The organism is Aeromicrobium sp. JJY06 (genome assembly GCF_044069275.1).
GTDB classification, from domain to species: Bacteria; Actinomycetota; Actinomycetes; order Propionibacteriales; family Nocardioidaceae; genus Aeromicrobium; species Aeromicrobium tamlense.
Genome location: NZ_JBIMRD010000001.1, coordinates 620,986 through 638,808, shown reverse-complemented (window position 1 = coordinate 638,808; position 17,823 = coordinate 620,986). Strand labels below are relative to the sequence as shown.

Sequence of the window (17,823 nt, the reverse complement as noted above, 5' to 3'; positions counted from 1 at the left end):
GTCTGTGAGAGGTCGAGCATGAAGTTGAACTACCGAGGAGGCTCCGGTCGTCCGTCCGCGCTGCGTCGCGGACTGGGATCGGCGGCCGTCGTGGCCCTGGCCGCGTCGCTCCTGGCGGCGTGCGGCGGCGGGTCGGACTCGTCCGCCGGCACGTCCGGCGAGGCGCCCGACCAGGCCACGCTGGTGCTCCGCAACGACGTGGACACCTTCGACCCGATGCTGACGGCCGCCGAGCAGGGCGCCGTGCAGATGTACGAGGCGCTCTACGACACGCTCGTGCGCCGCAACTGGAAGACGGGCGAGTACGAGCCCGCGATGGCCACGAAGTGGGAGGCCACGCCCACCAAGATCGACTTCGAGCTCAAGACGGGCCTGAAGTGCAGCGATGGCACGGACCTCAAGCCGACCGACATCGCCAACTCCCTCAAGCGCCTCGCCGATCCCAAGACGGGCTCGATCTACACGGGCCGCTTCTTCGGCGCCGGTGGCGTGAAGGAGATCGTCGGCGACGACGCCGCGAACACCGTCTCGGTCGAGGTCAACGAGCCGCACTCGGACCTCATCGACAGCATGGCCACCGCCTTCATCGTGTGCCCGAAGGGCCTCGAGGACACCGAGAAGCTGGCCACCGAGCCGCAGGGCTCCGGCCCCTACCGCCTCGCCTCGATGAAGCGCGGCGACACGTACGAGCTCGAGGCGTGGGACTCCCCGGCGCTGGAGGATCCCGACAGCGTCCCGGCGAAGCTGACCTACCGCGTCGTGACGTCGGACTCGACCCGCGCGAACCTGGTCGACACGGGCGACGCCGACATCGTCAGCGTCGTGGGCCGTGACTCCAAGCGCCTCGAGTCGGTCGTCGAGCCGATCCAGGGCAAGGCGTTCCAGTCCGACTCGGTCGTGTTCAACCAGCGCGACGGCGCTCCGTTCGCCGACGAGGCGCTGCGCCGCGTGGTGGCCCAGGCCCTCGACGCCGAGAGCTACACGAAGGCCGCGTCCTTCGACGTGGGCGAGGCGATCGACACCCTCGCGACGCCGAACATGGACTGCTACGTCGAGAGCAACGGCGACCTCAAGCCGAAGTTCGACAAGGACCAGGCCAAGGCCGACCTCGAGGCCGCCGGCTACGGCGAGGGCGGCAAGGAGCTGACCGTCCGTCTGCTGGGCTACGACCTGCAGAACTCGGGCCCCGAGTACGTCGCCGACGCCCTGCGCGAGCTGGGCATCACGGTCGAGATCACCAACGGCACGCTGGCCCAGGCGGCCGGCATCGTCTACGGCGACTCCGGCGAGTGGGACCTGCTGGTCTTCCCGATGAACGCGCCCGCGCCGCACCTGTACCCGGCCGTGACGAAGATGAGCTCGAACCTCGGTGAGGGCGGCTCGTACAACTTCGGTCGCGTCACGAACCCCGAGTTCGACAAGTTCGCCAAGCTGGCGCCCGCGTCGACCGGTGACGAGCGGTGCGAGAACTGGAGCAAGGCCGAGGCGGCCCTGCTCGAGCGCGTCGACGTCGTGCCGATGATGTGGCCGATCGCCAACTACTTCTCGAAGGACCTGACCTTCGAGACGGGCTACCGCACGACGGACCTGCGCACCATCCGCGTCAAGGGCTGAGCCAGCGCGGAGCCTGCGCTCCGTGCGTCCGGACGGGCCGGTTCTCCTCGGGTTCCCTCAACCCGACGGGGGACCGGCCCTTCGGTCTAAATGAAACTGAATTCAGTATTGATCTTTGTGGTGACCTCGGTCACACTCTTTGCAGAAACTGAATTCGGTTTCAGACTTCCCGACGAAGGATTGACCCCATGATCTCTCCCCGAACCCGTCCCTGGCGGCGCACCGTCGGCCTGGCCGGCGCCCTCGTGTTGTCGACCTCGATCCTCGCCGCGTGCGGTGGCTCGTCCGACGAGGGCGACCGCGTCGCCGGCGAGGCTCCCGACAGTGTCGTGATGGACCTGCGCAACGACCCGGACACGTTCGACCCGTTCCTGACCGCCGCCGACCAGGGCGCGGTGCAGATGTACGAGGCCATCTACGACACCCCGGTCCGCCGTGACATGAAGACGGGGGAGTACGTGCCCGCGATGGCGACGGAGTGGGAGGTCACGACGACGAAGATCGACATGACCTTCAAGGAGGGGCTGACCTGCGCGGACGGCACGAAGCTGACCGCCACGGACATCGCGAACTCGATGAAGCGCCTGGCCGACCCGAAGACGGGCTCGATCTACACCGGCCGTCTCTTCGGCGCCGGCGGCGTGAAGGAGATCGTCGCGGACGACGCGGCCAACACCGTCTCGATCGAGGTCAACGACCCGCACTCGGACCTGCTCGACAGCATGTCGACCGCGTTCGTCATCTGCCCCAAGGGTCTGCAGGACACCGAGAAGCTGGCCACCGAGCCGCAGGGCTCGGGCCCCTACAAGATCACCTCGCTCAAGCGCGGCGACACGTACGAGCTCGAGGCGTGGGGCTCCCCGGCGCTGGAGGACCCCGCGAGCGTCCCGGACAAGATCACGTTCCGGGTCATCACGAACGACGCCACCCGCGCGAACCTCTTCGAGACCGGTGAGACCGACATCGCCGGCATCCTGGGCCGCGACTCCGAGCGCCTCGAGGGCAGCCACGAGTTCATCCAGGGCAAGGCCTTCGAGGCCGACTCCCTGACGTTCAACCAGCGCCCCGAGGCGCCCATGTCCGACGAGCGCCTGCGCCGGGTCGTCGCCCAGGCGATCGACGCGGCGGCGTACACGAAGGCCGCGTCCTTCGGCGTCGGCGAGCCGGCCAACACGGTCGTCACGCCGAACATGGACTGCTACACCGAGTCCAACGGCGAGCTCGGCCTCAAGTACGACCCCGACCAGGCCAAGGCCGACCTCGAGGCCGCGGGCTACGGCCCCGGCGGCAAGAAGCTGACCGTGCGCCTGCTGGGCTACGACGTGCAGAACTCCGGCCCCGACTACGTCGCCGACGCGCTGCGCAAGATCGGCATCGACGTGAAGGTCACCAACGGCACGCAGGCCCAGGCCGGCGCGATCGTGTACGGCGACGAGGGCGACTGGGACGTCATCGTGTTCCCGTACCTCAGCGCCGCGCCGCACCCGTACCCGCTCGTGACGAAGATGAGCTCGAACCTCGGCGAGGGCGGCTCGTACAACTTCGGCCGCACCCGCAACGACGACTTCGACAAGTTCTCGGCCGTCGCGACCAGCTCGCTGGGTGAGGAGCGCTGCGAGAACTGGGGCAAGGCCGAGGCCGCGCTGCTCGAGCAGACGAACCTCGTCCCGCTGCTGTGGCCGATCGCCAACTACTACGCGGACGGACTCACGTTCAACGCGACGTACCGCACGGTCGACCTGCGGACCATCCGCGGGACCGAGTGAGACCCGGTGGGCGCCCCGCACGGTCGGGGCGCCCACCGGCCCCACGCCCCCGAACCAGCCCGCCACCGGCGGGCCCAGCAAAGGAGAGTCATGTCAGTCGTACTCACGGAGAAGGTCCTGGACGACCGGGCCCTGCTGATCACCCTGAACCGTCCCGACGCCCGCAACGCCGTCAACGGCCAGGTGGCGCGCGAGATGGCCGCGATCCTCGACGAGCTCGACGCCGACCCCTCGCTGGTCGTCGGCATCATCCGCGGCGAGGGCCGCGGCTTCAGTGCCGGCATGGACCTCAAGGCGTTCCTCGAGGGCGACGTCCCGATGTTCGAGGACCGCGGCTTCGGCGGCTTCGCCCAGCGCGGCCCCAAGACCCCGCTGATCGCCGCGATCGAGGGCTTCGCCGTCGCCGGCGGCCTCGAGATGGCGCTGGCCTGCGACCTCATCGTCGCCGCCTCCGACGCCAAGCTCGGCCTCCCCGAGGTCAAGCGCTCGCTCATCGCCGCGGGCGGCGGACTGCTCCGCCTCGCCCAGCGCATCCCGTACCACGTGGCCGCCGAGATCGCCCTGACCGGCGACCACGTCCCCGTCGAGCGGCTGTACCAGGTCGGCCTGGTCAACCGCGTCGCCGAGCCGGGCCGCGCCCTCGAGGTCGCCCTCGAGCTGGCCGGCCAGCTGGTCGACAACGCCCCGCTGGCCCTCGAGGGCTCCAAGTACGTCCTCGAGAATGCCGCCGACTGGGGCATGGAGGAGGGCTGGAAGCAGCAGGACCCGGTCATGCTGCGCGTCAACCAGTCCGAGGACGCCCGCGAGGGCGCCACCGCGTTCGCCGAGCGTCGCGCGCCCGTGTGGCGCGGACGCTGACCCCGAGATTTCCCACCCACCCACGAAGGACAGAACCTTGACCGACACCACCCAGCTGCCCGTCCGTCCCCAGAACGTCGCCGACCTCGAAGCCCTCGTCGGGAAGGTCATCGGCCCCACCGCATGGCACGAGGTCACCCAGGAGAAGGTGAACGCGTTCGCCGACGCGACCGGTGACCACCAGTGGATCCACGTCGACCCCGAGCGGGCCGCCGAGAGCCCGCTCGGCACGACGATCGCCCACGGCCTGTACAGCCTCTCGCTGGGCCCGGCGTTCTCGTACTCGCTCATCTCGTTCGAGGCGTTCGCGCACAGCCTGAACTACGGCTACGAGAAGGTGCGCTTCCCCGCGCCGCTGCCGATCGGCTCGCGCGTGCGCATGACGACCGAGGTCATCTCGATCGATCACGTGCCCGGTGGCGTGCAGCTGCGCGCCCGCCAGGTCTTCGAGCGCGAGGGCTCCGAGAAGCCCGTGGCGGTCGCCGAGTCCCTCGGCCGGCTTGTAGAAGCCGAGTAACAACGCGTGCTGCCACGCCGTGCAGAGCCGAACCTGACGTCACCTTCCCTCTAGGATGACGGCATGAGCAGCTCCCCAGAGAACGCGACGCGCCACCGTCGCTCGGCCGGGTTCGCCGGTCCGGCGACGGAGCGCGAGCTGCCCACGACGCCTCGTGGGCTGCGCACGCGCGCCAACCTGATCGACGCGGCGCGCGTCGTGTTCGAGCGCGACGGCTTCCTCGATGCCCGCCTCGTGGACATCACCACCGAGGCGGGCATCTCGGCCGGCTCCTTCTACACGTACTTCGACAGCAAGGAGGAGATCTTCTCCGCCGTGCAGGCCGAGGTCGAGGAGGAGATGCTCCACCCGGACGTCCGCGCCGTCGACGCGGTCGGTGACGACCCCATCGCGCAGGTCCGCGCGGCCAACCGGGCCTACCTTGAGTCCTACGAGCGCTACGCGCCGTTCATGCGCCTGCTCGAGCAGGTCGCCAGCATCGACGAGGACTTCCGCGAGCAGCGCCGCAAGCGCGGCGAGGCGTTCGTGCAGCGCAACGCGCGCAGCATCAAGCAGCTCCAGGACCGCGGCGTCGCCGGGGCCGACATCGACCCGCAGCTGGCGTCCTACTTCCTCTCGGGCATGGTCGCCCGCGCCGCCTACTCGCGCTTCGTGCTGGGCGAGGACTGGACGATTGACCAGATGGTCGACTCCCTGACCCAGCTGTGGGTCAACGCGCTGCAGATCTCGCCGTCGGCCGACTGAGGCGGCTCAGCGGTTCGAGGGCTCCCGGCTGGGGGCCGGCTCCTCCGCGGCATGCGCCGAGCGCCGCGGGATGCCGACGAGCGTGATGACGATGCTGAGCGCCATGCTCGCGGCGCCGATCGCGAAGGCGATCGTGAACACCGACTCGCGCGGGTGCTGGTCGGCCATGAGGTGGCTCGCGATGAGCGCGACCATCAGGGCGCTGCCGAGCGCGCTGCCGGCCGAGCGGGTGATCGAGGCCATCGCGTTCGCGAGAGCGGTCTCCTGCGGCCGCACGACTGAGGTCACCACGGCGGGGACGGCGGCGAAGCCCATGCTGAAGGCGCCGTTCGTGATGACGCCGCCGAGGATGACCAGCCACGCGTGCTGGTGGAACGCCAGCAGCTGCAGGTAGCCGAGCAGGCCGATGGCCGAGGCGATGAGCAGGGTGGCCCGCCCGCCGAAGCGACCCACCCACATGCCGCCCAGGGGAGAGGCGACGATGCCGATGCTCGCCGCGGGCAGGAGGTAGACCAGGCTCGTCTCCAGCACGCTGGCCGAGAAGCCGTGGCCGTGGCTGGAGGGCACCTGGACGAGGGCGGTGATGCCCAGGAACACCAGGAACATCCCGAAGCCGATGAAGAAGCCGAGCGCGTTGGCCGACGCGAGCGTGCGGTCGCGCAGCATCGAGATCGGGACGAGCGGCTCGGTGACCCGCTTCTCCACCGCGAGCCAGGCCGCGAACGTGACGATCGACCCGGCGAACGAGGCCGTGGTGGCGACGCTCGTCCAGCCCCACGCGTTGCCCTGCGTCATCGCGAGCAGCAGCAGCACGAGAGCCAGGCCGAGCAGGAAGCCGCCGAGCCAGTCCACGCGGCCGGTGCTGTGGGGGCGGTCCTTCGGGATGACGATCACCGACAGGACGAGCAGGACCAGGGCCACGCAGAGGGTGAACCAGAAGATGTTCCGGTAGTCGCGGTCACCGTGCGTCAGGACGCCGGTCAGGACCAGGCCCGCACCGGCGCCGACGCTGATCGCGCCGGTGAGGAAGGACAGGCCGAGCGGCAGCCGCTTGAGCTCGAGGTGGTCGCGCAGGATCCCGACCGACAGGGGGAAGAGGCAGAACGAGGCGCCCTGGATCGCGCGGGCGAACAGCAGCATCCAGTACGAGGACGTGGCGGCCGCGAGCAGCGAGCCGGCGGCCACGGCGCCGATGACGATCAGCACCACGCGTCGCCGTCCGTGCAGGTCGCCGGACTTGCTGAAGATCGGGGTGAGCACGGCCGCGGCCAGCAGGTTGATCGTGACGACCCAGCCGATCGCGGCGGTGGAGACGTCGAGGTCGCGGCTCATCTTGCCCAGGACGGGGACGGCCATGGTCTGCAGCAGCGCCGTGACGGTGGACAGCAGCGAGAGGACGATCACGAGGGCGGCACCGGAGGTCTGCCGCGGTCGGGCGCGGCGCCCGGTGCTCCCTGACATGCGTGTGGATCCTTCCCTGCGTCCGGCGCCTGTTGACATCAGGGGGCGGAGCGTCCAGAGTTGAAACTGAAGTAAGATTCATGTTAGCCGTTCTTCGCCGTCGGCGTAAGGACTTGGAACCCACGACTTTCGAAGGAACGCCCATGAGAGAGGCCGTTGTCGTCTCGACCGCCCGCACCCCGATCGGCAAGGCCTACCGCGGTGCGTTCAACAACACCCAGGCCCAGGAGCTCGCCGGCCACGCCATCGCCGAGGCCGTGAAGCGCGCCGGCATCGAGGGCGCGGAGGTCGACGACGTCGTCTTCGGCGCCGCGATGCAGCAGGGCAGCACGGGCTTCAACGTGGCCCGCCAGGCCGCGCTCCGCGCCGGTCTGCCCACCTCGGTCGCCGGCATGTCGGTCGACCGCCAGTGCGCGTCGGGCCTGATGGCCATCGCCACGGCCGCCAAGCAGATCGTCGCCGACGGCATGGACATCACGATCGGCGGCGGCGTCGAGTCGATCTCGCTGGTGCAGAACGAGCACATGAACGGCCACCGCGCCAACGACCCGTGGCTCGAGGAGCACCGCCCCGACCTCTACATGCCGATGCTCCAGACGGCCGAGATCGTCGCCGAGCGCTACAACGTCAGCCGCGACGCGCAGGACGAGTTCGCCCTGCTCTCGCAGCAGCGCACCGCCGCCGCGCAGGAGGCCGGCCGCTTCGACGACGAGATCGTCCCGTTCGAGTCGGTCCAGCTGGTCCAGGACCGCGAGACCAAGCAGATCAGCGAGCAGCGCGTGACGCTCAGCAAGGACGAGGGCAACCGCCCGTCGACCACGCTGGAGTCGCTCTCGGGCCTGTCGCCCGTGCTGCCCGACGGTCAGGTCGTCAAGGCCTCGAGCGTCACCGCCGGCAACGCCTCGCAGCTGTCGGACGGCGCCTCGGCGTCGGTCCTCATGGAGCGCAAGGTCGCCGAGCAGCGCGGCGCGAACGTGCTGGGCGTCTACCGCGGCATGGCCGTCGCGGGCTGCGACCCGGACGAGATGGGCATCGGCCCGGTCTTCGCCATCCCGAAGCTGCTGAAGCAGCACGGCCTCAGCGTCGACGACATCGGCCTGTGGGAGCTCAACGAGGCCTTCGCGTCGCAGGCGCTGTACTGCCGCGAGGAGCTCAAGATCGATCCCGAGCGCTACAACGTCAACGGCGGCGCGATCTCGGTCGGCCACCCGTACGGCATGACCGGCGCCCGCCTCGTCGGCCACTCCCTCATCGAGGGCAAGCGTCGCGGCGTGCAGTACGTCGTGATCTCCATGTGCATCGGCGGCGGCATGGGTGCCGCCGGCCTGTTCGAAGTCGCCTGAGGGGCGCCATGCTGATCAACGGCACGAGCACCGAGGACGACGTCTACGGAGACGTCGAGGACGGCATCGGCACGATCACCCTGAACCGTCCGGACCGCCGCAACGCGCTGTCCGACGCGATGGTCGCGGGCATCGAGTCGCTGGTGGACGCGATGCAGGACTCCGACGAGGTCGGCGTCATCGTCATCACGGGCGCCGGCAAGGCGTTCTGCTCCGGCGGCGACGTCCAGGACTTCGACGCCAAGGGCGGTGAGGGCGGCGGCGCCGACGAGATCGACGCCGACGCGGTCGAGGCCCAGCGGAAGGCGCAGCGCGCCACCGTCGGCAAGCTCTACCGCAGCCGCAAGCCCGTGATCGCCGCGATCCCGGGCGCCGCGGCCGGCGCCGGCCTGGGCCTGGCCCTGGCGGCGGACTTCCGCATCGGCAGCGAGCGCGCGGTCTTCGCGACGGCGTTCGGCGCGGTCGGCCTGTCGGGTGACTTCGGCGTGGCCTGGCTGCTCAACGACATCGTCGGCCCCGTCAAGGCCCGCGAGCTCATGCTGCTGAACCCGCGCGTCCGCGCGGAGGAGGCGCGCGAGCTGGGCCTGCTCAACGAGGTCGTGCCCGAGGAGCAGTTCGAGGCGCGGGTGCGCGAGCTGGCCGAGCAGCTGGCGAACGGTCCGGCGCAGGCCTACGCGAGCATGCTCGACAACCTCGACCGCGCTCCGCGTGAGAGCCTCGAGGAGAGCATGGACGCCGAGGTTCCGCTGCACAAGGCGACGGGCCTGACCGATGACCACATCGGTGCCGTGCGCGCGTTCGTCGAGAAGCGGACGCCCGTCTTCGGCCGTCGTCGCATCGCCGAGACCGGAGGAGACCGATGATCAACGTGACCGCCGCTGTGACCGTACGTGAGGGCGCCGCCGAGGAGTTCGAGAAGGCCGTCGCGGCCGCCCGTCCGGGCATGCTCGCGGACGAGGGCTGCACCCGCTGGGACCTGCAGCGCGTCAGCGGGAGCCAGGTGGACTACGTGCTCCTCGAGGAGTACGCCGACGGCGAGGCGCTGAAGCGTCACGCCGCGGCGCCCGAGTTCGAGGCGTTCGGCGCGGTCCTGAAGGACCTGGTCGCGGGCGCTCCCGTCATCTCGGTCCTCAGGCCTGTCGGTGAGCAAGCCAAGTAGGCCCCAGGGTGACGCGGTCCCCGGGTCCCTCGTCGACGAGAGCCGCCTGCGGTCTCTCCCGGTGACGGCCCGGGGCCTGCGCACCCGTGAGTCCCTCGTCAGTGCCGCCCGTCGGGTCTTCGAGCGCGACGGGTTCATCAACTCCCGGCTGACCGACATCGCCCGCGAGGCGAACACGTCGATCGGCACCTTCTACACGTACTTCGACAGCAAGGACGAGATCTTCACGGCCGTCCTGCAGGTCGCGCAGGACGACATGATGCATCCGGGCCTGCCGCGCGTCGAGGAGGATCCCGAGAACATCGCCGCGGTCCTGGAGGCCAGCAACCGCGCGTACTTCGAGGCGTACGGGCGCAACGCCAAGCTCATGGTGCTGCTCGAGCAGGTCGCCACGATCAACCCCGAGTTCCGGGCGCTGCGCGTCCGCCGCTCGCAGCTGTTCACCGATCGCGTCGCGCGCTGGATCGAGTCCGCGCAGGAGTCCGGCCTGGCCGACCCGACGCTCGATCCGCTGATGACGGCGCGCGCCCTGGCCAGCATGGTGAGCCGGCTGGCGTACTACTCCATCGCGCTGGGGGAGAGCTGGGACGTCGACGCGATGGTCGAGACGTCGACGAGGCTGTGGTTCAACGCGCTGGGCATGACGCTGCCGCAGCCCGCCGGTGTCTGACGACCCCGGAGACCATTGCCAGAGCGACCCCTCACGCGCTACTCTGAGTTGAATCTGAATTCAAGTTTGGAGAATTGCCGTGGAATTCGCATACGACTCGACCACCCAAGACCTCATCGAGCGCCTCAACGCGTTCATGGAGGAGTTCGTGTACCCCGCCGAGGCGACGTTCTGGGAGCAGCTCGAGTCCGCTCCGGACGTCTGGTCGCCGCCGCCGGTCATCGAGCCGCTCAAGGCCGAGGCGAGGAAGCGCGGCCTGTGGAACCTCTTCCACCCCGGCGCCGAGGGCGCGGGCCTGACCAACCTCCAGTACGCGCCGCTGTGCGAGATCATGGGCCGCAGCCTCCACATCGCGCCCACCGTGACGAACTGCGCCGCGCCCGACACGGGCAACATGGAGGTGCTGAGCATGTTCGGCACCGAGCAGCAGAAGAAGGAGTGGCTCGAGCCGCTCCTCGAGGGCGAGATCCGCTCCGCCTTCGCGATGACCGAGCCGGCCGTGGCCAGCTCGGACGCCACGAACATCGAGACCCGCATCGAGCGTGACGGCGACGAGTACGTCATCAACGGCCGCAAGTGGTTCATCTCGGGCGCCATGAACCCGAACGCCAAGATCATGATCGTGATGGGCAAGACCGACCCCAACGCGTCGCGTCACCGCCAGCAGTCGCAGATCCTCGTGCCCCGCGACACTCCCGGCATCGAGATCAAGCGCGGCATGCGCGTCTTCGGCTACGACGACCGCGACCACGGCGGCCACGCCGAGGTCATCTTCACCGACGTGCGCGTCCCGGCCTCGAACCTCATCGCCGGCGAGGGCGAGGGCTTCGCCATCGCCCAGGCCCGCCTCGGGCCCGGCCGCATCCACCACTGCATGCGCCTCATCGGCATCGCCGAGCGCAGCCTCGAGCTGATGATCGCCCGCGCCAACGAGCGCGTCGCCTTCGGCAAGCCGCTGAGCGAGCAGGGCGTCGTGCGCGACTGGATCGCCGAGTCGCGCGTGAAGATCGAGCAGATCCGTCTGCTGACCCTCAAGGCCGCCTGGCTCATGGACACCGTGGGCAACAAGGGGGCGCACACCGAGATCCAGGCGATCAAGATCGCCGCTCCGCGCACGGTGGAGTGGATCGTCGACAAGGCCATCCAGGTCCACGGCGGTGGCGGCCTGAGCCAGGACTTCCCGATCGCCGAGTGGTTCGCCCAGGTGCGCACGCTGCGGTTCGCCGATGGCCCGGACGAGGTGCACAAGAACGCCCTCGCGCGTCACGAGCTGCGCAAGCAGGCCCAGCGTGACTGATGTCCGCGCCGCGGTCGCCGAGCTGGTCGGCCGCTTCGACCTCGCCACGGTCGACCCCGTCGAGTTCCTCGGCGCCCGGTTCGACGCCGGCCTGGCCTGGGTGCACTTCCCGGTCGGGCGCGGCGGCCTGGACCGTCCGCGCGAGGAGCAGCAGGTCGTCGAGCAGCTGCTGGCCGAGGCGGGCGCCCCGGCGCCCGACCTCGGGCTCAACAGCATCGGCCTGGGCATGGCGGCGCCGACGCTCATCGCGTTCGGCACCCCCGAGCAGCAGGACCGCTACCTGCGCCCGCTGTTCACGTGCGAGGAGGTCTGGTGCCAGCTCTTCAGCGAGCCCGGCGCCGGGTCCGACCTCGCGGGCGTGACCACCAAGGCCGTCCTCGACGGTGACACCTGGACCGTCAACGGCCAGAAGGTCTGGACCTCGGGCGCGCAGAACGCGCAGCGTGCGATCCTCGTCGCCCGCACCGACCCGACGGTCGTCAAGCACGCGGGCCTGTCGTACTTCGTGGTCGACATGAGCGACCCCGGCGTAGACGTGCGCCCGCTGCGCCAGATCACCGGCGAGGCCGAGTTCAACGAGGTCTTCCTGACCGACGTCCGCGTGCCCGACACCGACCGCGTCGGCGAGGTGGGCCAGGGCTGGCGCGTCGCGACGACCACGCTCAACAACGAGCGCGTCGCGATCGGCAGCGGTGCCGACCGCGAGGCCGGCCAGATCGGCATCGTCACCGAGCGGTGGCGCAGCGACCCGTCGGTCCGCTCGGCCGCCGAGCACGACCGCCTCATGTCGTGGTGGGTCGAGACCGAGGTGACCCGCCTCGCGGGCGAGCGCCTGCGTCAGCAGCTGGCCGTCGGCCAGCCCGGTCCGGAGAGCTCCGCCATGAAGCTGGCCTTCGCCAAGCAGGCCCAGCAGATCTCGGGCTTCGCGCTCGAGCTCGATCCCGACGCCGGCCTGCAGTACGACGACTGGACGATGGTGCGCACCGCGTCGGCGAGCTTCCTGGGCCGTGGCCCGGGGTTCCGCTACCTGCGTGCCAAGGGCAACTCGATCGAGGGCGGCACGTCCGAGATCATGCGCAACGTCGTGTCCGAGCGCGTCCTGGGCCTGCCCGCCGACCACCGCCCCGACAAGGGCGTCCCCTTCAACGAGGTGCCCCGATGAGCGATCTCTTGTACTCCGATGTCGAGGAGTCGCTGCGGTCGAGCGTGCGTGGCGCGCTGGGTCGCACGACGGACTCCGATCGCGTGGCGGCGCTCTACGACGCGCCCGACACCGACGTGTCCGGCGTGTGGTCGGCGCTCGCGGGCGACCTCGGCCTGGCCGGTCTGCTGGTCCCCGAGGAGTGGGGCGGCGTCGGCGCGGGTGCGCGCGAGGCCGCCGTGGTCCTGGAGGAGCTGGGGCGCACCGTCGCCCCGGTGCCGTTCCTCGAGAGCGCCGTCGTGGCCACCACCGCGCTGGTCGCCCTCGGAGCCGAGGACGTCCTGCCGCAGCTGGCCGCCGGCGAGCGCCGTGCGGTGCTGGTGCTGCCGTGGTCGGCGCGGTCCGGATCCTGGTCGGCGCCCGAGCGTGGTGCGGTCGCCCCTGTGGCGGGGGCGCGGGGCGCCGACCTGTTCCTGGTCCCGACGCTCGTCGACGGCACCGTGCGGCTCGCGCTGCACGAGTCGGCCGAGGTCGAGCCGCTCACGACGCTCGACATGAGCCGCCCGCTCGCGTCGGTCACGCCGACGGGGGAGGGCCGCGTGCTCGCCGAGGGCGAGGCCGCCGTGGCGGCGATCGATGCCGCCCTCGCGGCCGGTGCCGCCCTGCTCGCCTCCGAGCAGGTGGGCCTGGCGCAGTGGTGCCTGGAGACGACCGTCGAGTACGCCAAGACGCGCGTCCAGTTTGCCCGGCCGATCGGCTCGTTCCAGGCGATCAAGCACCGTCTGGCCGACCTCTACCTCGAGGTCGCCCAGGCGCAGGCCGCGGCACGCTACGCCGCCGACACGCTCGCGACGGACGACGCCGACGCGCCCGTGGCGCAGGCCGTGGCCCAGTCGTACTGCTCCGACGTCGCGGTGCACGCGGCCGAGGAGGCGCTGCAGCTGCACGGCGGCATCGGCATGACGTGGGAGCATGCGATTCACCTGTACCTGAAGCGCGCCAAGTCCGACCAGCTCGCGCTCGGCACGCCCGCGGCGCACCGCAGCGACCTGGCCGCACTCGTCGACCTTCCGCAGCACTGACCCGACCGTCCAACCATTCGGAGGTTTCATCCATGGACACCACCTCGCTGTTCAGCCTCGAGGGCCGCACGGCCCTCGTCACCGGCGGCTCGCGCGGCATCGGCCGCATGATCGCCGAGGGCTTCCTCAAGCAGGGCGCCCGCGTCTACATCTCGGCCCGCAAGGCCGAGGCGTGCGACGCCACCGCGAAGGAGCTCTCGGAGTTCGGCACGTGCGTGTCGCTGCCGGCCGACGTCTCGACGCTCGACGGCATCAACGACCTCGTCGCCCGCTACCGCGAGCACGAGTCGAGCCTGGACATCCTGGTCAACAACGCCGGTGCCGCCTGGGGTGCCCCGTTCGACGAGTTCCCCGAGTCGGGCTGGGACAAGGTCATGGACCTCAACGTGAAGTCCCTGTTCTTCCTGACGCAGGCGCTGAAGTCCGACCTCGTCGCGGCCACGGGCGACCACCTCGCGAAGGTCATCAACATCGCCTCGATCGACGGCATCAGCCTGAACCCGCAGGAGACGTACTCGTACCACGCGAGCAAGGCCGGGGTCATCCAGCTGACGCGTCGCATGGCGATCCGCCTGATCCAGGACGACATCGCCGTCAGCGGCATCGCGCCGGGCGCGTTCGCCTCGAACATGAACAAGGACGCCCGCGATCACGGCGACGAGATCAAGGGCTCGATCCCCTCGGGCCGCATCGGCACGCCGGAGGACATGGCCGCCGCCGCGATCTACCTGGCCGCCCGTTCGGGCGACTACGTGGTGGGCTCGACCATCACCGTCGACGGGGGCGTGACGCACGCTCGCTGAGTCGAGATGGGTACAGGGAGGGGCCGCGCGGAGCATCCGCGCGGCCCCTTCCATGTCCTCGTGTCCAGCATGTAGTTAAACCTGAATTCAACATTGACTTTGCTCGTCGAGCCCATCAGGATGACGGGAACGTTGTGAGGACGATCACACGCTCATCGGAGGGAAGGCTGTTCATGTCGAGACGAATTCAGGCATCGGCACTCGTGGCCGTCGCGGCGCTCACGCTCGCGGCGTGCGGCGGTGAGTCCGGAGGCTCCGAGGGCAAGGCGGGGGAGGTTCCCGACAGCATCGTGATGGACCTGCGCAACGACGTGGACACCTTCGACCCCGCGATCTCCGCGTCCGACCAGGGTGCGATGCAGATGTTCGAGGCCGTCTACGACACCCCGGTGCGCCAGGACCACCAGACCGGCGGCGTCGCCCCGGCGATGGCCGAGAAGTGGGAGGTCACCCCCACGAAGGTCGTCTTCCACCTGCGTCCCGACCTGAAGTGCAGCGACGGCTCCGACCTGCTGCCGTCGGACGTCGCGAAGAACATGGAGCGCCTGGCCGACCCCGAGTCGGGCTCGCCGTTCCGCGGCCGCCTGTTCGGCTCGGGCGGCGCCAAGTCGATCGTCGGCGACGACGAGGCCGACACCCTGACCATCGAGGTCAACGAGCCACACACCGACATGCTCGAGTCGATGACCAACGCGTTCATCGTGTGCCCGAAGGGCTTGGAGGACGTCGAGGGCCTCGCGACCGCGCCGCAGGGCTCGGGCCCGTACAAGATCACGACGCTCAAGCGCGGCGAGGAGTACGTGCTGGAGGCGTGGGACTCGCCCGGCCTGGCCGACGACGAGGAGATCCCGCAGAAGATCACGATGCGCGTGGTCACTGCGGACTCGACTCGTGCCAACCTCTTCGAGACCGGCGCCACTGACATCGCGGCCGTCCTGGGCCGTGACTCCGAGCGCCTCGAGCGGGAGCACAAGCCCATTCAGGGCAAGGCGTTCGGCGCCGACTCGGTGTCGTTCAACGAGCGCGAGGGCCGCCCGTTCGCGGACGAGCGCCTGCGCAAGGTCGTGGCGCACGCGCTGGACCCGGCCGGGTACGCCAAGGCGGCCTCGTTCGGCGTCGCCGAGCCCGCGCGCACGGTGATCACCGACAACATGAACTGCTACACGCCGGAGAACGAGAAGTTCGTGCCCGAGCTGAGCATGGACAAGGCGAAGGCCGAGCTGGAGGCTGCGGGGTACGGCCCCGGCGGCAAGAAGCTGAAGATCGAGCTGCTGGGCTACGACGTGCAGAACTCGGGCCCGGACTACATCGCCGACACCCTGCGCCAGCTGGGCATCGAGGTCGAGGTCACGAACGGCACCCTTGCGCAGGGCGCGGGCATCATCTACGGCGACGGCTCGGGCTGGGACATCTTCGTCTACCCGTACCAGACCGCGATCCGCACGCCGTACCCGATGGCGACGAAGATGAGCTCGGTGTTCGGCGAGGGCGGCGCCATGAACTGGGGCCGCGTGAAGAACGAGACCTTCGACGACCTGATCAAGAACAGCGTGTCGAGCCTCGAGGGTGACGAGCGCTGCCAGCGCTGGGGCGAGGCCGAGGCCGCGCTCCTCGAGCGAGCCGACTTCGTCCCGCTCATGACCCCGGTGGCGAACTACTTCACGAACGGGCTGACCTTCCAGGCCGGCTACCGCGTCGTGAACCTCCGCAGCATCCGCAACGCGGGCTGACGCCCTCGACCCAGCAGCCCCGCCGGATTCCTCCCCGGCGGGGCTGCTGTCGTCAGTGGGTCAGCCGGTGACGAGCGAGCGCACGGTCTCGATCGTGTCGGCTTCGGCCGGCGTCTTGTCGTCGCGGTAGCGAACGACGCGAGCGAAGCGCAGCGCCAGCCCACCGGCATACCGCGTGGACCGCTGCAATCCGTCGAATGCGATCTCGACCACCTGCTCGGGACGGACGTGCACGACGTGACCCTCTCGATGCGTCTCGAGTGAGAGGAACCGCTCGGTCTGCCACGCGAGCATCTCGTCGGTCATCCCCTTGAACGTCTTGCCCAGCATCACGAACCCGGTGGGGGAGGACTCGTCGCGCGCACCGAGGTGGATGTTGGAGAGCCAGCCCTGGCGCCGACCGGAGCCCCACTCGACAGCAAGGACGACGAGGTCGAGCGTGTGCACCGGCTTGACCTTGACCCAGGCCGCACCGCGACGCCCGGCCGCGTAGGGAGCCGAGAGGTCCTTGAGGACGACACCCTCGTGACCCGCAGCGACGGTCTCGGCGGCGAAGGCGTCGGCGGCCGCGGCGTCGGACGTGAGGAGTCGGCGGACGCGGTGACGCTCGGGCACGAGCGCGTCGAGCGCGGCCAACCGTTCATGTCCGGGAGCGTCGAGCAGGTCGCGACCGTCGACGTGGAGGACGTCGAAGAAGTGGGGCGTGATGGCGACGCCCTCGGCCTGGGCGGTGCGGCTGGCGGTGTCCTGGAAGGCCATGGGCCGGCCGTCGTCGGACAGCGCGAGCGCCTCGCCGTCGAGCACGAACCGCGAGGCGGGCAGCGATCGGGCGACCGCGACCACCTCGGGAAGCCGCGTGGTGATGTCGTCGAGGCTGCGGGTGACCACGAGGACGTTGTCACCGTCGCGGTGGACCTGGATGCGGATGCCGTCGAGCTTCGCGTCGACCGCGACCTCGGTGGTGCCATCGGGGGAGAGGCCGGCCATGGCGGCGGCCACGTCGGGCGCGCTCGACGCGAGCATCGGCATGACCGGACGGCCGACCTCGAGCCCGATCGCGGCCAGCGCGTCCTCGCCCTCGAAGGCGGCACGGGCGGCGGCGACGGTACTGCCGGCGAGCATCGCGGCCCGGCGCACGGCAGTGACCGGCACGGCGGCGACCTGCGCGACCGCCTCCTGCGTGACGGCGTCGAGCGCGCCCTGGCGCAGGTTGCCGGTGACGATCGCGCGCAGCCACGCCTGCTCGGCGGCGGTGGCTCGCCCGAACAGGTCGGCGACGGCCTCGCGGCGCGCGCCCTGCGAGCCCGAGCCGGAGAGTCGTGCCATGGCCGCGAAGGCGGCGTCGACCTCGAGGACGCTCAGCGAGGGCTCGGCCGCGGGAGGCGCGGGAGCGCTCACGCCACGCCAGCCCAGGCCGGTGCGGCGCTGGCGCAGCGCACCGCCGAGGTAGGACACGACGACCTCGAGCTCGTCGGGCTTGACACGGCCGAGCAGGCCGGCGAGCAACGCGACCTTCGCCTTGCGGGAGCGGGTGGCGGCGACCTCCTCGGAGGTGGCGACGAGCTCGGCGAGCAGCATGAGCCCATCCTGCCGCTCGACACTGACAGGCGCTCGTGTCCCGAGCGGGCAGGATGGTCA

At 70.3% G+C, this 17,823-nt stretch carries 16 protein-coding genes; 14 read left to right on the top strand and 2 right to left on the bottom strand.

Features of this window, described 5'->3' with window-relative positions; translation table 11 throughout:
* Positions 1–18 precede the first annotated feature (18 nt).
* From ACGWYL_RS03205 to ACGWYL_RS03185, 5 genes are all read left to right on the top strand, one after another.
* Positions 19–1,614: an ABC transporter substrate-binding protein gene (locus ACGWYL_RS03205; protein WP_179422816.1), complete on the top strand. Its 1,596-nt coding sequence runs from the start codon at positions 19–21 to the stop codon at positions 1,612–1,614.
* Positions 1,615–1,802: 188 nt separating this feature from the next.
* A complete protein-coding gene (locus ACGWYL_RS03200) occupies positions 1,803–3,380 on the top strand; it encodes an ABC transporter substrate-binding protein (RefSeq protein WP_395486423.1) in 1,578 nt (525 codons plus the stop codon).
* A 90-nt stretch (positions 3,381–3,470) separates the two neighbouring features.
* The gene (locus ACGWYL_RS03195) at positions 3,471–4,238 is read left to right on the top strand and encodes a crotonase/enoyl-CoA hydratase family protein (RefSeq protein WP_179422820.1); all 768 of its coding nucleotides are present in this window, start codon (positions 3,471–3,473) and stop codon (positions 4,236–4,238) included.
* 37 nt (positions 4,239–4,275) lie between these two features.
* Entirely contained in the window at positions 4,276–4,755 is a 480-nt protein-coding gene (locus ACGWYL_RS03190; protein ID WP_395486422.1) for a MaoC family dehydratase, read from the top strand.
* 63 nt (positions 4,756–4,818) lie between these two features.
* Entirely contained in the window at positions 4,819–5,499 is a 681-nt protein-coding gene (locus tag ACGWYL_RS03185; RefSeq protein WP_179422824.1) for a TetR/AcrR family transcriptional regulator, read from the top strand.
* 6 nt (positions 5,500–5,505) lie between these two features.
* Here the strand turns inward: ACGWYL_RS03185 and ACGWYL_RS03180 are convergent, their stop codons facing one another.
* On the bottom strand, positions 5,506–6,960 hold the full coding sequence (locus ACGWYL_RS03180) for an MFS transporter (RefSeq protein WP_395486421.1): 1,455 nt from the start codon (positions 6,958–6,960) through the stop codon (positions 5,506–5,508).
* A 143-nt stretch (positions 6,961–7,103) separates the two neighbouring features.
* Between ACGWYL_RS03180 and ACGWYL_RS03175 the strand changes: the two genes are divergently transcribed.
* The 9 genes from ACGWYL_RS03175 to ACGWYL_RS03135 all read left to right on the top strand — a co-directional run bounded on the left by ACGWYL_RS03175 (position 7,104) and on the right by ACGWYL_RS03135 (position 16,185).
* A complete protein-coding gene (locus ACGWYL_RS03175) occupies positions 7,104–8,303 on the top strand; it encodes an acetyl-CoA C-acyltransferase (RefSeq protein WP_179422828.1) in 1,200 nt (399 codons plus the stop codon).
* Between the two features lie 8 nt (positions 8,304–8,311).
* Positions 8,312–9,166 carry an enoyl-CoA hydratase-related protein gene (locus ACGWYL_RS03170; protein ID WP_179422830.1) on the top strand — a complete coding sequence of 285 codons (855 nt, stop codon included), beginning with the start codon at positions 8,312–8,314 and terminating at the stop codon, positions 9,164–9,166.
* Positions 9,163–9,462, top strand: coding sequence for a putative quinol monooxygenase (locus tag ACGWYL_RS03165; protein WP_179422832.1), 300 nt, complete (start codon positions 9,163–9,165; stop codon positions 9,460–9,462). The genes ACGWYL_RS03170 and ACGWYL_RS03165 overlap by 4 nt, the downstream gene beginning before the upstream one ends.
* Before the next feature lie 61 nt (positions 9,463–9,523).
* Complete coding sequence (locus ACGWYL_RS03160; protein ID WP_269303678.1) at positions 9,524–10,132, top strand: TetR/AcrR family transcriptional regulator; 609 nt, start codon at positions 9,524–9,526, stop codon at positions 10,130–10,132.
* Between the two features lie 79 nt (positions 10,133–10,211).
* Positions 10,212–11,429 carry an acyl-CoA dehydrogenase family protein gene (locus tag ACGWYL_RS03155; RefSeq protein WP_395486420.1) on the top strand — a complete coding sequence of 406 codons (1,218 nt, stop codon included), beginning with the start codon at positions 10,212–10,214 and terminating at the stop codon, positions 11,427–11,429.
* A complete protein-coding gene (locus ACGWYL_RS03150) occupies positions 11,422–12,591 on the top strand; it encodes an acyl-CoA dehydrogenase family protein (RefSeq protein WP_395486419.1) in 1,170 nt (389 codons plus the stop codon). The genes ACGWYL_RS03155 and ACGWYL_RS03150 overlap by 8 nt, the downstream gene beginning before the upstream one ends.
* A complete protein-coding gene (locus tag ACGWYL_RS03145; protein WP_395486418.1) occupies positions 12,588–13,652 on the top strand; it encodes an acyl-CoA dehydrogenase family protein in 1,065 nt (354 codons plus the stop codon). Before ACGWYL_RS03150 ends, ACGWYL_RS03145 begins: the two co-directional genes overlap by 4 nt.
* Positions 13,653–13,684: 32 nt before the next feature.
* Positions 13,685–14,455 carry an SDR family oxidoreductase gene (locus ACGWYL_RS03140; protein ID WP_179422842.1) on the top strand — a complete coding sequence of 257 codons (771 nt, stop codon included), beginning with the start codon at positions 13,685–13,687 and terminating at the stop codon, positions 14,453–14,455.
* Positions 14,456–14,628: 173 nt separating this feature from the next.
* Complete coding sequence (locus ACGWYL_RS03135) at positions 14,629–16,185, top strand: ABC transporter substrate-binding protein (RefSeq protein ID WP_395486417.1); 1,557 nt, start codon at positions 14,629–14,631, stop codon at positions 16,183–16,185.
* Positions 16,186–16,245: 60 nt separating this feature from the next.
* Here ACGWYL_RS03135 and ACGWYL_RS03130 read toward each other — a convergent pair whose 3' ends face one another.
* Entirely contained in the window at positions 16,246–17,763 is a 1,518-nt protein-coding gene (locus tag ACGWYL_RS03130) for an ATP-dependent DNA ligase (RefSeq protein ID WP_395486415.1), read from the bottom strand.
* Positions 17,764–17,823 lie beyond the last annotated feature (60 nt).

Excerpts from the sequence above, each read along its gene's own strand:
- ACGWYL_RS03170 (WP_179422830.1), top strand. The coding sequence starts at position 8,312 with ATGCTGATCAACGGCACGAGCACCGAGGACGACGTCTACGGAGACGTC.
- ACGWYL_RS03175 (WP_179422828.1), top strand. The coding sequence starts at position 7,104 with ATGAGAGAGGCCGTTGTCGTCTCGACCGCCCGCACCCCGATCGGCAAG.
- ACGWYL_RS03165 (WP_179422832.1), top strand. The coding sequence starts at position 9,163 with ATGATCAACGTGACCGCCGCTGTGACCGTACGTGAGGGCGCCGCCGAG.
- ACGWYL_RS03185 (WP_179422824.1), top strand. The coding sequence starts at position 4,819 with ATGAGCAGCTCCCCAGAGAACGCGACGCGCCACCGTCGCTCGGCCGGG.
- ACGWYL_RS03145 (WP_395486418.1), top strand. The coding sequence starts at position 12,588 with ATGAGCGATCTCTTGTACTCCGATGTCGAGGAGTCGCTGCGGTCGAGC.
- ACGWYL_RS03135 (WP_395486417.1), top strand. The coding sequence starts at position 14,629 with ATGTCGAGACGAATTCAGGCATCGGCACTCGTGGCCGTCGCGGCGCTC.
- ACGWYL_RS03205 (WP_179422816.1), top strand. The coding sequence starts at position 19 with ATGAAGTTGAACTACCGAGGAGGCTCCGGTCGTCCGTCCGCGCTGCGT.
- ACGWYL_RS03130 (WP_395486415.1), bottom strand. The coding sequence starts at position 17,763 with ATGCTGCTCGCCGAGCTCGTCGCCACCTCCGAGGAGGTCGCCGCCACC.
- ACGWYL_RS03200 (WP_395486423.1), top strand. The coding sequence starts at position 1,803 with ATGATCTCTCCCCGAACCCGTCCCTGGCGGCGCACCGTCGGCCTGGCC.
- ACGWYL_RS03140 (WP_179422842.1), top strand. The coding sequence starts at position 13,685 with ATGGACACCACCTCGCTGTTCAGCCTCGAGGGCCGCACGGCCCTCGTC.
- ACGWYL_RS03180 (WP_395486421.1), bottom strand. The coding sequence starts at position 6,960 with ATGTCAGGGAGCACCGGGCGCCGCGCCCGACCGCGGCAGACCTCCGGT.
- ACGWYL_RS03195 (WP_179422820.1), top strand. The coding sequence starts at position 3,471 with ATGTCAGTCGTACTCACGGAGAAGGTCCTGGACGACCGGGCCCTGCTG.